At 63.1% G+C, this 13,346-nt stretch carries 13 protein-coding genes; 10 read left to right on the top strand and 3 right to left on the bottom strand.

The window, feature by feature from the left end; genetic code table 11:
• The first annotated feature begins 68 nt into the window (after nt 1-68).
• Nucleotides 69-1,133 carry a LacI family DNA-binding transcriptional regulator gene (locus tag NKJ80_RS17975; protein WP_031197970.1) on the top strand — a complete coding sequence of 355 codons (1,065 nt, stop codon included), beginning with the start codon at nt 69-71 and terminating at the stop codon, nt 1,131-1,133.
• On the opposite strand, the gene NKJ80_RS17970 is transcribed toward NKJ80_RS17975, so the two are convergent.
• The 3 genes from NKJ80_RS17970 to NKJ80_RS17960 form a co-directional block, all read right to left on the bottom strand.
• Complete coding sequence (locus NKJ80_RS17970) at nt 1,121-2,053, bottom strand: alpha/beta hydrolase (protein ID WP_352498049.1); 933 nt, start codon at nt 2,051-2,053, stop codon at nt 1,121-1,123. The two genes, NKJ80_RS17975 and NKJ80_RS17970, sit on opposite strands and share 13 nt — an antisense overlap.
• A gap of 64 nt (nt 2,054-2,117) precedes the next feature.
• On the bottom strand, nt 2,118-3,266 hold the full coding sequence (locus tag NKJ80_RS17965) for a Gfo/Idh/MocA family protein (protein WP_352498048.1): 1,149 nt from the start codon (nt 3,264-3,266) through the stop codon (nt 2,118-2,120).
• Between the two features lie 252 nt (nt 3,267-3,518).
• Nucleotides 3,519-4,280: a DeoR/GlpR family DNA-binding transcription regulator gene (locus NKJ80_RS17960; RefSeq protein ID WP_023686999.1), complete on the bottom strand. Its 762-nt coding sequence runs from the start codon at nt 4,278-4,280 to the stop codon at nt 3,519-3,521.
• A gap of 162 nt (nt 4,281-4,442) precedes the next feature.
• Here NKJ80_RS17960 and NKJ80_RS17955 point away from each other — a divergent pair, with 162 nt between their 5' ends.
• The 9 genes from NKJ80_RS17955 to NKJ80_RS17915 all read left to right on the top strand — a co-directional run bounded on the left by NKJ80_RS17955 (nt 4,443) and on the right by NKJ80_RS17915 (nt 13,299).
• On the top strand, nt 4,443-5,243 hold the full coding sequence (locus tag NKJ80_RS17955; RefSeq protein ID WP_023682642.1) for a beta/alpha barrel domain-containing protein: 801 nt from the start codon (nt 4,443-4,445) through the stop codon (nt 5,241-5,243).
• A gap of 3 nt (nt 5,244-5,246) precedes the next feature.
• Nucleotides 5,247-6,197, top strand: coding sequence for a PfkB family carbohydrate kinase (locus NKJ80_RS17950; protein ID WP_352498047.1), 951 nt, complete (start codon nt 5,247-5,249; stop codon nt 6,195-6,197).
• Nucleotides 6,198-6,287: 90 nt separating this feature from the next.
• Nucleotides 6,288-7,433 carry an ABC transporter ATP-binding protein gene (locus NKJ80_RS17945; protein WP_023686996.1) on the top strand — a complete coding sequence of 382 codons (1,146 nt, stop codon included), beginning with the start codon at nt 6,288-6,290 and terminating at the stop codon, nt 7,431-7,433.
• A 115-nt stretch (nt 7,434-7,548) separates the two neighbouring features.
• Complete coding sequence (locus tag NKJ80_RS17940) at nt 7,549-8,796, top strand: ABC transporter substrate-binding protein (RefSeq protein WP_023830370.1); 1,248 nt, start codon at nt 7,549-7,551, stop codon at nt 8,794-8,796.
• A gap of 140 nt (nt 8,797-8,936) precedes the next feature.
• Nucleotides 8,937-9,833, top strand: a complete 897-nt coding sequence (locus tag NKJ80_RS17935) for a carbohydrate ABC transporter permease (RefSeq protein WP_023682645.1) — start codon at nt 8,937-8,939, stop codon at nt 9,831-9,833.
• A 4-nt stretch (nt 9,834-9,837) separates the two neighbouring features.
• Nucleotides 9,838-10,680, top strand: a complete 843-nt coding sequence (locus NKJ80_RS17930; protein WP_023686993.1) for a carbohydrate ABC transporter permease — start codon at nt 9,838-9,840, stop codon at nt 10,678-10,680.
• Between the two features lie 39 nt (nt 10,681-10,719).
• The gene (locus tag NKJ80_RS17925; protein ID WP_023692215.1) at nt 10,720-11,541 is read left to right on the top strand and encodes a sugar phosphate isomerase/epimerase family protein; all 822 of its coding nucleotides are present in this window, start codon (nt 10,720-10,722) and stop codon (nt 11,539-11,541) included.
• Nucleotides 11,542-11,545: 4 nt separating this feature from the next.
• The gene (locus NKJ80_RS17920; RefSeq protein ID WP_352498046.1) at nt 11,546-12,271 is read left to right on the top strand and encodes a ribulose-phosphate 3-epimerase; all 726 of its coding nucleotides are present in this window, start codon (nt 11,546-11,548) and stop codon (nt 12,269-12,271) included.
• Nucleotides 12,271-13,299: an ROK family protein gene (locus tag NKJ80_RS17915; protein ID WP_352498045.1), complete on the top strand. Its 1,029-nt coding sequence runs from the start codon at nt 12,271-12,273 to the stop codon at nt 13,297-13,299. Before NKJ80_RS17920 ends, NKJ80_RS17915 begins: the two co-directional genes overlap by 1 nt.
• Nucleotides 13,300-13,346: the final 47 nt, after the last annotated feature.

Genomic DNA, 13,346 nt, shown 5'->3' with positions numbered 1-13,346 from the left:
CCGGCTGCAGGACCGTGGGCAGCGTCAAGGGATGACCGAGGTTCTGGCGCGTGCCAGACGAGGATTGAATGCCAATGACGCACAAGACGATGGAGGATTTCGCCCGCTCCTGCGGCGTCTCCAGGCCGACGCTGTCGAAATATTTCGACGATCCGACCAGCGTCAAGCCGGCAACGCGCAAGCGCATCGAAGAGGCGTTGCGGTCGTCCGACTACCAGCCCAATCTGTTTGCCCGCAACCTCAACCGCAAGCGCACCCGCGCCATCGGCATTGTCGTACCGACGGTCACCGATCCCTTCTATTCCGAAATGGTCAGCCGCATCGAGCTCAGGCTGCGCGACGAGGGCTACTGGCCGATCGTCATCTCCTCGCATGGCTCAACCGAGCTCGAAATGGAGGCGACACGTACCATCCTGTCGCTGAAAGTTTCGGGCGCGCTGATCGCGCCGCTCGGCTTGCGCTCGGACCGGCGCACGCTGGAGAAGCTGACCCAGACAATGCCGGTCGTCTATTTCGACACCTATCTTGAAGGCGGCACGCCCTTTGTCGGCAACAACAATGCCCAGAGCGTCTCGACCATCGTCGACTATCTCTGCCGCTCCGGCGACGCCCCGGTCTATTTCGACATCCCGCATGTCAATCACAATTCGCCGGAGCGCCTGAACAGTTACGTCGCCGCGATGCGTCAACTTGGCCAGGAGCCGGTGGTTATCGGCAACACCCGAGACTACACATGGGATTTCGAGCGCATCGGCTACAAGCAGATGGAACAGATGCTCGGGGCCAGCGGCCTGCCGGGCAAGACCGGGGGTCTGCCCGGCAAGACCGGAGGTCTGCCCGGCAAGACCATACTGTGTGCGAATGACCGCCTGGCTTTCGGCGTGATGGCGGCAGCCTTCGCGAAAGGGCTGAAGATCGGCCGCAAGGCCGATTGCGACCTGCGTATCGCCGCCCATGACGACCATCCGCTGAGCCGCTACACCTGCCCCGCACTGACCACCATCGCGCAGGATTTTGCCGCCATGGCGGGGCGCAGCGTCGAGACACTGCTCGCTTTGCTCAACGAGGATACGGCAAACGTCGCGCCGAAGGTCAGCCTCGACGCCGCCCTGGTGATGCGTCAGTCCGCTTGAGCCTTTCCAAAGGCAGGATCGAAGCTTCGCCACGCGGCAATGGCGGCGGCAACCGCCTGTCTCGCTGCCGGGCCGTGACGGCCCATCGAGACGAAGCCGTGGATCTGACCGGGCCAGTGTTCCAGCACGACCGGCACGCCAGCCTGCTGCAGACGCCTGGCATAGGCCTCGCCTTCGTCGGCGAGGATGTCGTGACCGGCGATGGCGATGAAGGTGGGCGGCGCACCGGCGAGGCTTTCCGCCTTCAGCGGTGAGGTACGCCAGTCGCCGATGTCGGCGGCATTGCGGACATAATGGTCGCGGAACCAGGCCATGGTCGAGGCGGTCAGGCCAAAGCCTATGGCGAAGCGGCGATAGCTGTCCGTCGTCTGCCCGGCATCGGTGTTGGGATAAAACAGCAGCTGCGCTGCCGGCGGATTTTTGTCCCCCCGCGTGAGCAGGCCGAGCACCGTAGCGAGATTGCCGCCGGCGCTGTCGCCGGCAACCGCAATGCTGGCAGCCTCGATGCCGAGTTCGTCCGCCGCGCTTTGCATGAAGTTGAGCGTTGCGCGGCAATCCTCTATTGCCGCCGGGAATTTGTGTTCCGGCGCCAGCCGGTAGTCGACGGAAACGACGACAGCGACTGCCTCGTTGGCGAACCAGCGGCAGATCTCGTCATGCGAGTCGAGATTGCCGATTACCCAGCCGCCGCCATGGAGATAGAGCAGCGCCGGAGCGCCTGCCGAAGGCGCGCCCTGCCCGCGATAGATCCTGAGCCTCAGCGGACCGCCGGGTCCTGCAATGATGCGATCGCTGATCGACGCGACCAGCTCGCGCTCGCCTTGCAGGGTCGGGAAGCCTTCATTGTAGGCGCGGCGCGCCTGCTCAGGCGTTCCCGTTTCGAACGGCGGCGCGCCGGCCTGGCTGCCGAGCTCGAGCACATGCCGGGCCTCCGGATCTAGGGGCGACGGGGACGGTGGCGATGGCGTCACGGGCGAACCTCCGTCAGGCAAGCAGGGTTGCCGCTTCGTCTTCGCCAAGCAGCGGCGGCTGGTCGACCGTGCCGTTGACGGCAACCGAGCCACGGCTTTCGCCCGAAGCCAGGATCGCCTCCATGATCTCAAGCACATGCAGCGCCAGCTCACCGGAGGCGCGCGGCTTTCTGCCCGCGGCCAGCGCGCGCGCCAGATCGGCGACGCCGAGCATGCGGTGATTGGCGCGGTCGGGCGCGGAATAGGGCCAGTTGCGGTCGCCATAGAGTTCGCTCTCGCTGGCGAAATCGGCCCAGTCGGCGCCACGCGCCGACAGCGAAACGGTGCCGCCAAACGTGTCGGGATCGGGCAGTCTCATTGAGCCTTCGGTGCCGTGCAGTTCGATCGGATGGTTGGAGTGTTTGAACACGTCCCAGGAGGCGCCGAAGGTGACGGTGGCGCCCGAGCGGAATTCGAGCAGCGACATTATGTTGGTCGGCGTGCCGACCTTGAATGTTGTGTTCTTGAACGGCCCGTCGGCCGTGATCAGCCTCTCCTCCTGGCCGCGTGTAGCCATCGCCATGACGCGCTCGACCGGGCCGAGCAGATTGACCAGCATGGTCAGGTAATAGGGACCCATATCGAAGACCGGGCCGCCACCGGGCTGATAGTAGAATTGCGGATTGGGATGCCAGTGCTCCATGCCGCGTCCCATCATGAAGGCGGTACCGGTCACCGGCTTGCCGATGGCGCCGTCATCCATCAGCCGGCGAGCGCGGCGGCCGGCGGCGCCCAGGAATGTGTCCGGCGCCGAGCCGATCAGCAGGCCGCGCCTGGCCGCCTCGGCGACAAGCCGGCGGCCGTCGGCGGCGGAGGTTGCCAACGGCTTTTCGGTGAAGACGTGCTTGCCCGCCGAAAGCGCCGAGAACGAAATATCGAAATGCGCCGCGGGGATTGTCAGGTTCAGCACGAGGTCGATATTGGGGTCGGCCAGCAGCGCGTCAACGCCGAGGGCGCGGATGCCGTATTCCCTGGCGCGCAGCTCGGCCATGTCAGCGGAAATGTCGGCGCAGGCGCGTAGCTCGACACCACCAAAGAGCGCTGCATTGCGCAGATAGGTCATCGAGATGTTGCCGCAGCCGATGACACCGATGCCGAGCTTTGTCTCTGATTTTCCGTGCATTTCCAGCTTTCCTCCGAAGCCAAGGGCATGCTGCGCAACCGTTGCAGTTCCACGACCCCCCGCAATCCGCTATACAGGACTTTAAATATTGACGCGCGTAAAGTTTTTATAGAGTTATGAGAATTCTGGCGTGCACTGGGAGGCCGCCAGCGTGAGGAGGAGAACATGACCGGCATGAAAAACGGCCGACGGCCGCTGCGAAGCCCGTGGATCATGCGCGCTTTCCGTCGCGCATCAGAGACCGGGATGGGTTCAGGCATAGATCACCTTGGCCCCGATCCTATCAAGCTCGCTGCGTATTGGACCGGGCAGGCCATCGTCGGTGATCACCACATCGACGGCCGACAGCGAAAATGCCTTGGACGTCCCGCTGACGCCCCATTTGCTCGAATCGGCGAGCAGGACAACGCGCCGGGCCATGCGAACGAGGTTTCGCTTCGTTCGCGCCATGTCTTCGTTCACGTCGACCACATCCAGTGACGAGTCTATCGCATGCGCTCCAACAAAGACCTGATGCGCTACCAGGCCGCCGAGAGCCGTATCGGCATCGGTGATCAGCGTGCTCACCGTGTCGGGATAGACCCGGCCGCCGATCATATGAACGTCGAGCCCGGGACGATGCATAAGATGCTGCACGATATTCATGGCCGTGGCCGCGACCACGACATTGCTGAGCGGCGGTAACTGCATGGCAAGCTGCATCAAGGTCGAGCCACCGTCGAAGATGATCGACTGGTTGTCCTCGAAAAGGTCGAGCGCCGCCCGGGCGATGCGCTTCTTTGCGTCGAGGTTCGTTTGCATCCGCCGCGCGAACGCGGCCGTCGTCGAATCGGTGGTCCGGGTCACCGCTCCTCCACGGGTCTTGGTCAGCAGTCCCTTGCGGTCCAGTATTTCGAGGTCGGAGCGCACCGTGACCTCCGACACGCCAAACCCGTCCGACAGGTCCTTGATGCGAACCTGTCCGCTGCGTTGCACCTCGCCCAGGATCGATTGGCGTCTCTGCTCCGACAACATTGCCCTGCCCTTGCCTGCCTGCGCCGAGCAATCGCGCCGGCCTCGGCTCACCTTACCGGAAATATGCAGATTCGAAAGCTTTCGAAAGATTGTTTTTCTTTTTGCTTTCGGAAACACTGGATCGAGCATTTTTAAATCAACCGATCAGGGAATTTTGGACTCATGAGCCTAGGAACCAAGGTGCGCCTCGCGCGCCTCTTCTCGCATCCATCGGGGAACCTTTTTGGCGGCGCGGTCGACCACTTCGTCGGCTATGGCGACGTGCGCAAAGGCGGCCTTGCCGACCTGCCGGGTGCGCTCGCACGCGTCATGGCGGGCAAACCCGACTACGTCAGCATCCAGCCTGGCACCGCGCGCCATCTGTGGCCGCAATATGCGGGCAAAGCTTCCCTGGTGATTCAGGCGGGCTGCTTCACTGCGGACGATCGCATCAGCGAGTTGATCGCAACGCCCGAGGACGCGGTGCGCGCGGGGGCCGATGCGTTGGCCGTGGCCATTCCGGTGCGCGGCGCGACGGAGGGCAAATACATACGCTGGCTGACCGATTCGGTGAATGCGGCGGCCCGCTACGGCATGCCTGTGGTGGCGCATATCTACCCTCGCGATTTCACCGACGGAGCAAAGATCGTCTTCACCCCCGACGAGATCGCCTATGCGGCGCGCATCGGTTACGAGTCCGGCGTCGACGTGATCAAGATCGGCTACACCGGCGATTTCGAGTCGTTCCGGGAGACCGTCCGGACCTGCCCGGTGCCGGTTGTCATCGCGGGCGGTCCAAAGACCGATACGCTGCTCGGCGCGCTTCAGCAGACGGCGGACGCCATCCGTGCCGGCGCGCACGGCGCCGTGGTCGGCCGCAATCTCTGGGGGCACGGCGATCCGGAGAAGGCAGCGCTTGCCTTTCGCGGCGTCATCCATGACGGCCTTTCGGCGCAAGACGCCCTGGCGAAGGCGGGCGCCTGAACGATGCCCACCATCCCCTCAATCCTCGGCTTCGGCGCTATTGCGATCGACGACATAGTCTACGTCGATCAGCCATTGTCGGCGGGCAAGGGTAAGGTTCTGCAAAGTACCCGCGCCTTCGGGGGAAATGTCGCGACGGCGCTGGCCGCCGTCGCGCGGCTCGGCGGAACCGCCGGGTTCGTCGGATGGCTGGCCAGTGCCGCGGACGACGCGGTGCAGCTCGATCTCGTGGCGAGCGGTATTGAAACCGCATTCGCGCCGCGCCATCCCGACGCGCGCCCGGTGCACTCGCGGATCACCGTCGGCTCGGACGGGGAAAGGTTCATCGCGTATGACGACGATGCGATGCTGGGCACCGCTCCGGACTTTCCGGACGATATCCTCAGCCGCGCAACCGTCCTGATCGTCGATAGCTATGCGACCGGGTCGCTGGATGTCGTGGCTCGGGCTCGCGATCTCGGCCTTGCGATCCTCGGCGATATCGAATGGAGCAGCGGCCCCGCCACGGAGCGGCTGATCGCGCTCTGCGACCATCTCATTTTGCCACTTAGCTTTGCGCAGACTGCCACGGGGCGCCGATCGCCCACCGAGATGCTCGATGCCTTGTGGTTGCCGTCGCGGTCCGCGGTGGTTCTGACCGATGGCGGCAGGGGTGTGTACTATCGCGGCCGTGAAGAGACAGGTCTCTGGCACCTGCCCCCGCACCGGGTTGCGGTCGTCGACTCCACAGGCGCGGGTGACTGCTTTCATGGCGCCTATGCCTATGCGTTGACGCGCGGAGCCGACACCGCGGGCCGGGTGGCATTCGCGGCCGCGGCGGCGGCCGTTTCGATAACGGGGCGTGGCGGGCGCGAGGCGCTTCCGACCGGGGACCAGGTCACGCAACTCCTGGCATCGGCGAACGCGCCGTCAGCAGTCGACCTGAAAAATGCGCATGTGGATGCTGGAGCATGACCTGAAACGATCCGACGAAACATTTCGCAGGCGAACACAAGCCCAGGAGAATCATAAAAAATCAGGGCTTATACTTGTGGAGGGAGGAATATGGCAGAAGTCATTCTTGAGAAGATCTGCAAAACCTACGGGAACAGTTTTCGCGCAATCGACCAGTTGAACCTGTCGGTCAAGGACGGCGAGTTCTTGATCCTCGTCGGGCCTTCCGGCTGCGGCAAATCCACGGCGTTGCGAATGATCGCGGGGTTGGAAGACATCACCAGCGGCAGCCTTCGGATCGGCGGGGTCGACGTCGTCGACATGCCGCCCAAGGACCGCGACATCGCGATGGTGTTCCAGAGCTACGCGCTCTACCCGCATATGACGGTATCCGAAAACATCGCCTTTTCGATGCGGCTGGCAGGCAAGCCGAAGGCCGAGCGCAAGAAGCGCGTGGACGAGATCGCCAAAACTCTTCAGCTGACGTCTTTGCTGGACAGCAAACCCGCGAACCTGTCAGGCGGGCAGCGTCAACGGGTTGCCATGGGCCGCGCCATGGTGCGCGAGCCGGCCGCCTTTCTCATGGACGAGCCGCTTTCCAATCTGGATGCGAAACTGCGTGTGCAAATGCGCGCCGAAATCACCAGCCTGCAAAAGCAGCTCGGCGTCACGACCATTTACGTGACCCACGATCAGATCGAAGCGATGACGATGGGCGACAGAGTCGCGGTGTTGAAAGGCGGTGTGCTGCAGCAGGTCGACACACCCAAGAGGCTCTATGAATCGCCGGTTAACGCCTTCGTTGCCGGCTTCATCGGCTCTCCTTCGATGAACCTTTTCGAGGCGACCCTGAAGGGCGGCGAGCTCGCTTTTCGCGACTTCGCCGTCCGGCTGCAGGATGCAGCCTTCGTGCGCAGGCCGGCCTTGAGGTCGTATGCGGGGCGCAAGGTCGTGTTCGGGATCAGACCGGAGGATCTTTATGACAGCAGCCTTGAATCCGGTCGCAAGTATCAGACGATACCGGCCAGGGTGACCTCGATCGAGGAACTCGGCTCCGAACAGATCGTCCACATGAACATCGACGCGGTCCGGGTGGACTCCGGCGATCCGGATGCGGTGGACGATTTCGGCCTGGCGTCGAACGCGGTGGCGAGGTTCGAGCCGATCAGCGCCGTCCGCTCCGGCTCGGAAATCCGGTTGGCCGTGGATGATGCCAAGTTCCATTTCTTCGATCCCGAAACGCATCTGGCGATCTGAAGATCTGCGGAAGACCGCGGGCGGGAGCGAGGTGCCTGCGGAAGATACAAGAAGGCTTCTGAATGAACAGACGATCGTCCGCATTGTGCGGCCGATCTTGAAGAAGGAGGAGAAAATGATGTTTCGGATACGACCCGCGATGCTGAAAATAGCCGCGGTCGCATGGTTGCTTGGTGCAACCGGCGCCATGGCGGACACGACGCTGGAATTCACCCAATGGTGGGAGCCCGAATTGCCGGCGGGATCGCTCAGGGCAATCATGAACGACTTCGAGGCTGCAAACCCCGGCATCAAGGTGACGCTGGTCAGCGGTCCCTATGCGACCACGCGAGACCAGATCTCGGTCGGCGCCGCAACCGGAACGCTCAGCGACGTCGTCGGTCTCGACGGCGCCTGGGTGAACAATCTGAACGCGCAGGGTGCGCTGGCCGACATGAACCCGATGATGGATGCGAGCGGGTTCGACAAGACCCAGGTCGCGGATATCATCAAGGTGGACGGCAAGGCGGTGATGTTTCCCGTGGCTTCGTTCGTCTATCCGGTCTTCGTCAATCTGGACCTCGCCGCCCAGGCAGGCGTGACCAAGCTGCCGTCGACCCGCGCGGAGTTTCTCGAAGCCGCCAAGAAGATGACCCATGCCGACAAGAACCAGTATGGTTGGGTGCTGCCGCTGTCGCTGCAAACGCCGTCCGGTGTCCAGAACGACCTGATGTCGTGGGTCTGGGCCTCGGGTCAATCGATGATGGTTGAAGGCAAGCCGGCTCTCGAGGGCAAGCCGGTCGTCGATATGCTCACTTTCGTCAAATCGCTGAACGACGCCGGCGTCATCTCGCCCGGCATTGCCACCAAGACCGAGCAGGAAAAGGTCGAGGAATTCGTCAACGATCGGGTCGGAATGATGATCGACTCGCTCGCGCATGTGAATCTCATCCGCAAACGCAATCCCAAGCTGAACTTCGACCTCATCCCGGTCCCAGTCGTGGCGGACTACAGCGGCAAGCGCGGCCTTCCCTATGCCTCCTGGGGCATCGGCATCTCTGCCGCCTCGAAACATCAGGATGAAGCCTGGAAGCTCGTCCAATATCTGATGAGTGAAAAGGTGAATGCCAAGCTCGTGTCGCTTGCAAACGCCTTCCCGGGGAACGTCAACGCCAAGCCCGATTTCGTGACCTCGGACAAGGCTTTCGCCAAGGCTTTCGAAATCTTCAAGACCGGCTATCTCGCCAACGAGTTCACGGGCCTGCCGGTGGCTGAAGACCTGATGACCCAGTTCGACGTGGAGGCTCAGAAGATGCTTGCCGGCGAGCAGTCTCCGGAACAAGCCGCAACCAACGCTCAAAAGGGCTGGATGGCGAAATTCTGAGCGGCCCATTGCCCGTTTGCTATCTTCCACCGGGTGGCCCGGCCTCGGCCAGGCCACCCGTCAACAACGGATCGGCAATTTGAGATGGACCTGTTTTTGAAGCGCACCTTCCTCCTGAAGGCACATCCCAGAGGTCGCACATGACCGGGCAGAAGCGCTCCCACCATCGACTGAAACGAGCGGTCGCACCCTATCTCTATCTGTCACCATCGCTCCTCATAATCGGCCTTCTGATGCTGCTGCCGATGGTGACGGTGATTGGCTATTCGTTCCAGAACAGCGCGGTGCTGCGTCGCGACCCGTCCTTTGCCGGACTGAAACACTACCAGGCGATCTTTGCCGATCCGGTGTTCTGGGCCTCGCTGTGGCACACGCTCTACTTCACCTGCATGAGTGTCGTCTTCCATATGACCATCGGCATGCTCTTCGCACTCATGCTGAACAGCGACCGCATCAATCCGACGCTGCGCAACATCCTGCGCGTGCTGTACATACTGCCCTGGCTGTTCACCGCGGTGATTATCGCGGTGATCTGGCGCCTTCTGCTTGAGCCGAATGGTGTCGTGAACAGTGTTCTCATGCAGATGGGCATCATCGGTTCCAAGGTCGAGTGGTTTTCCTCGCCCGCGACCGCGCTGCACGCCGTCACCTTCGCCAATATCTGGGCGGGCTACCCGCTTTTCATGGTCAGCCTGCTCGCAGGCTTGCAGGGCATTCCCAAGGATTTCTACGAGGCCGCCGATATCGACGGCGCGAAGGCCTACCAGAAGCTGATCTTCATCACCATTCCGCAGCTGATGCCGATCATCATCAGCATCTCGCTGCTCGACTTCATCTGGACCATGCAGGTCTTTCCATTGATCTGGATAACGACGGGTGGCGGTCCGATCTACTCGACCGAGGTCCTGAGCACCTACACGTACAAGCTGGCGTTTTCGAGCTACAACCTGTCGCAGGCCTCGGCGAGCGCCGTGGTCATCCTGCTGATCTCTCTCGGCCTGACGCTGTTCTACATCCGCTATCAAAAGGCTCGGTAGTCACATGAGGAAAATGCACACGCCCAAAGACAGGCTGATCACCGCCGCGCTCCATGTCGCGCTTGCCGCAGGGCTCTTTTTCGCGGCCTTCCCGATCTACTGGATGCTGAGCAGCTCGTTCAAGTCGAATACCGAAATCTTCGCCCTGCCACCAACCGTCCTGCCGAAGGCCTTCACGCTGGAAGCGTATGCGGCCATCCTGGGCGACCCGGTAAAGCTGCGCTTCTTCTTCAACAGCTACTTCGTGGCCGGAGCGGTGACCGTGCTGACGGTGCTGATCGCCTTGCTGGCGGCCTATGGGTTCAGCCGTTTCAATTTCCGCGGCAAGGGCAGCCTCAACACTCTCATCATCAGCACGCAGACGATCCCGCCGATCACGCTTTTGATCCCCTTCTTCGGGCTTGTCGTCTCGTATGGCATCTTCGACACCTATGTCGCGCTGATCCTGACCTATCTGGTGTTTACGCTGCCCTATGCGATCCTGCTGATGACGGGATATCTGAACACCTTGCCCCGCGACCTCGATGAAGCGGTGGCTGTCGACGGCGGCACCAGTTGGACCGCACTGTGGCGGGTGATCGTGCCGATTTCACTGCCTGGTATCGTGGCGACGTCGGTCTACACCTTCCTGTTGTGCTGGAACGAATTTCTCTTTGCGCTGACACTGACGAAGTCGACGTCCATGCGCACCGTCCCGATCGGCATCCAGTTGTTGATGGGGCAACACGCATTCGAATGGAACCAGATGATGGCGATGAGCGTGCTCGGCTCGCTGCCGCTCCTGGTCATCTACCTGGTTGCCCAGAGGTTCTTCCTCGCCGGCATGACCGCAGGGTCGGTCAAGTAGGATGTCCCTCCAACGGAGGTGGAATCAAGGAATGAAAGGATGACCGTGAAAGACCTGGAAGTCGGTTGCCAGACCTTTACCTGGGAAATGCTCGGCGACCGTTTTGCCGGCGGCCCGGACGATCTGCTCAAGGCGATCGCCGATGGCGGCTATGCCGGCATCGAGATCACCGACACGATGATCGGCCGCTATGCCGCCAAGCCAGCGGAGTTCGCCGCCGCGCTGAAGTCATCCGGGCTGACGCTCGTCTCCTTCGCCTTCGGCTCCAAGAGCGGTTTCACGCTCAGGGATGAGATCGGCGCCGACCTGGAGACCGCCAAACGCTGGATCGACTTCGCCGCCGCCTTTCCCGGCGCGCTGGTGTCGATGGGCTCGGCCACGATCGTTTCCGACGGGCCGCGCGACGACAAGTTTGCCATCGCCGCCGAGGTCTACAACAAAGCCGGCGAGCTCGGGCGCGAGGCCGGCGTCCAGGTCGCGGTGCATCCAAGCTCGCATCACAACACGCTGCTGTTCGACCGCGCCGACTACGACCGCATCTTCGGGCTGCTCGACGCCTCGCTGGTGGGCTGGGTGCCCGACACCGGCCACATCTTGCGCGGTGGCCAGGACATGGCGGATACGCTCACCACTTATCGCGACCGCATCCGCTATGTGCATCTGAAGGATGTCGACGCGAATGGAACCTGGGCGATGCTCGGCAAGGGCGTCTGTGACACGGCGAAGGTGATCGAGATCGCTGGTGCTGCACCCAATTTCAACGGCTGGCTGGTGCTGGAGGAAGAGTCCGAAACGGCCGCCGCCGACCCTGCCGGCGCCGTCAAAACCAACCGCCAGACAATGCGCGGCTACGGAGCCTGAGACGATGACGACGAACAAGCCCCTGTCCGGCCCCGCCGCAATTGCCGCTCTGCCGCGCAACCGGCTTATCGGCGAGTTTTCGCTGTGGTCGGCCGACCTCGCCAATATGGAGCGCGATTTGAAGCGCATCGAGACCCATGCCGATGTCCATCATATCGACGTCGCCGATGCCCGCTTCACCCCTGGCTTCCTGTTCTTCCCGGATCTGGTGGCGCACATCGCCAAGCTCACCGCAAAGCCTATCCATGTCCATTTGATGGTCGAAGCCGAGATCGTCGAGGAACAGACGCGCCAGTTCATCGAGGCCGGCGCCGACCTGATCAGTGTGCACGCCGAAAACGGCGAGACCGGTCTGCGTGCCGTGAAACTGGCGCGTGAACTCGGGGCCGAGGCCGGCGTGGTGCTGCGGCTGGAAACACCGGTCGCGGCCGTCACGCCGTTCCTGCCGGAAGTGGCGTTCGTGACGCTGCTCGGCACTTCCATCGGCGTCAAGGGCCAGAGCCTGTCCGATCAAGCGTGTCCGCGCCTGATCGAGGCGCGCGCGCTGATGCGCAAAGCCGGCCGCGAGGCCGACATCATGCTCGCCGCCGATGGCGGCATCCGCCACGAGACCGTGCCGCTGCTGCGCGCCGCAGGTGCGGAAACCGTGGTGCTGGGCTCGCTGGCCTTCGGCGATCCCGACCTTCCCCGGCGCATGGCCTGGCTGCACGGGCTGGAGGTCGCCGCCTGATGACCAAGCTTGCGCTCGCCTTCGATCTCGGTGGCACGGCGCTGCGCGGTGCGCTGGTCGAAAGCGATGGCCGTATCGTCGCTCATGCTTCAGCGTCGACGCTTGCCGGTGCGGGATCGGAGGCGGTGATCAGCCAGATCGTCGCTTTGGCAGGCACGCTCCTCAAGGAACACCCGCAGGCAAAGGTCGCCGGCATCGGCGTCGGAGCACCGGGACCGCTCGACCCCAAGGCGGGGATCGTGATTGCGCCGCCGACGCTGGCCGGCTGGCACGACGTGCCGCTGATCGACATTCTGGGGCAGCATTTCGGCTTGCCGGTGCGGCTGGAGAATGACGCCAATGCGGCGGCGCTCGGCGAATGGCGTTTTGGCGCCGGACGTGGCAGCGGATCGCTGGTGTTCGTGACCGTATCGACCGGCATTGGCGGCGGCGTCGTCGCCGATGGCCACATCTATCACGGCAGGCGCGGACTGGCGGCCGAGATCGGCCACATGACCATCACCGGTGAAGGCGACCGCTGCTTTTGCGGCGCCATCGGCTGCTTCGAGGCCGTTGCCTCCGGAACCGCGCTCGGCCGCCGCGCCACGCGACTGGCCGCGCCGGGCGACGGCTCGCTCTTACGACGGCTGTCAAATGACGGCGACGTCTCGGCCAGGCATGTCGTAGAGGCTGCCAAGGCCGGCGACGCCAACGCTCTCGACCTGATCGAGGCGGAAGCACAATGGCTGGGCATCGGCTTCACCAACCTGCTTCATCTCTATTCGCCCGATCTGATTGTCATGGGAGGCGGCCTTTCCAACGGGTTCGACCTTCTGGCACCGTCGATCAGAGCGGTCATCCAGCAGCGGGCGATGCCGGCCTATCGCGACGTGCCGATCGTGCAGGCTGAACTCGGCGACCGGGCCGGGCTGATCGGCGCCGCCAGCCTGATCCTGTGGGAAGGCGAACCGGGTGCGCCGCTGGCGATGGCGCAGGACGACAAGGACAGAGGCGCGACAGCCGATGCCACGGAGGCACGCCATGGCTGAACTCGAGCTGCGCGGCGCGCGCGAAGATGGTGAATGGTCCAGTTTGA

The sequence above is a fragment of the Mesorhizobium sp. M0030 genome (assembly GCF_040323695.1).
Classification (GTDB): Bacteria; Pseudomonadota; Alphaproteobacteria; order Rhizobiales; family Rhizobiaceae; genus Mesorhizobium.
The sequence above is the reverse complement of the archived record's forward strand: the minus strand, read 5'-3'. Positions and strand labels throughout refer to the sequence as shown.

Bases quoted from the DNA above. Each gene is read 5' to 3' on its own strand.
- NKJ80_RS17925 (WP_023692215.1), top strand. From the start codon at position 10,720: ATGACCGTGAAAGACCTGGAAGTCGGTTGCCAGACCTTTACCTGGGAA.
- NKJ80_RS17965 (WP_352498048.1), bottom strand. From the start codon at position 3,266: ATGCACGGAAAATCAGAGACAAAGCTCGGCATCGGTGTCATCGGCTGC.
- NKJ80_RS17940 (WP_023830370.1), top strand. From the start codon at position 7,549: ATGATGTTTCGGATACGACCCGCGATGCTGAAAATAGCCGCGGTCGCA.
- NKJ80_RS17945 (WP_023686996.1), top strand. From the start codon at position 6,288: ATGGCAGAAGTCATTCTTGAGAAGATCTGCAAAACCTACGGGAACAGT.
- NKJ80_RS17975 (WP_031197970.1), top strand. From the start codon at position 69: ATGCCAATGACGCACAAGACGATGGAGGATTTCGCCCGCTCCTGCGGC.
- NKJ80_RS17955 (WP_023682642.1), top strand. From the start codon at position 4,443: ATGAGCCTAGGAACCAAGGTGCGCCTCGCGCGCCTCTTCTCGCATCCA.
- NKJ80_RS17950 (WP_352498047.1), top strand. From the start codon at position 5,247: ATGCCCACCATCCCCTCAATCCTCGGCTTCGGCGCTATTGCGATCGAC.
- NKJ80_RS17915 (WP_352498045.1), top strand. From the start codon at position 12,271: ATGACCAAGCTTGCGCTCGCCTTCGATCTCGGTGGCACGGCGCTGCGC.
- NKJ80_RS17960 (WP_023686999.1), bottom strand. From the start codon at position 4,280: ATGTTGTCGGAGCAGAGACGCCAATCGATCCTGGGCGAGGTGCAACGC.
- NKJ80_RS17920 (WP_352498046.1), top strand. From the start codon at position 11,546: ATGACGACGAACAAGCCCCTGTCCGGCCCCGCCGCAATTGCCGCTCTG.
- NKJ80_RS17930 (WP_023686993.1), top strand. From the start codon at position 9,838: ATGAGGAAAATGCACACGCCCAAAGACAGGCTGATCACCGCCGCGCTC.
- NKJ80_RS17935 (WP_023682645.1), top strand. From the start codon at position 8,937: ATGACCGGGCAGAAGCGCTCCCACCATCGACTGAAACGAGCGGTCGCA.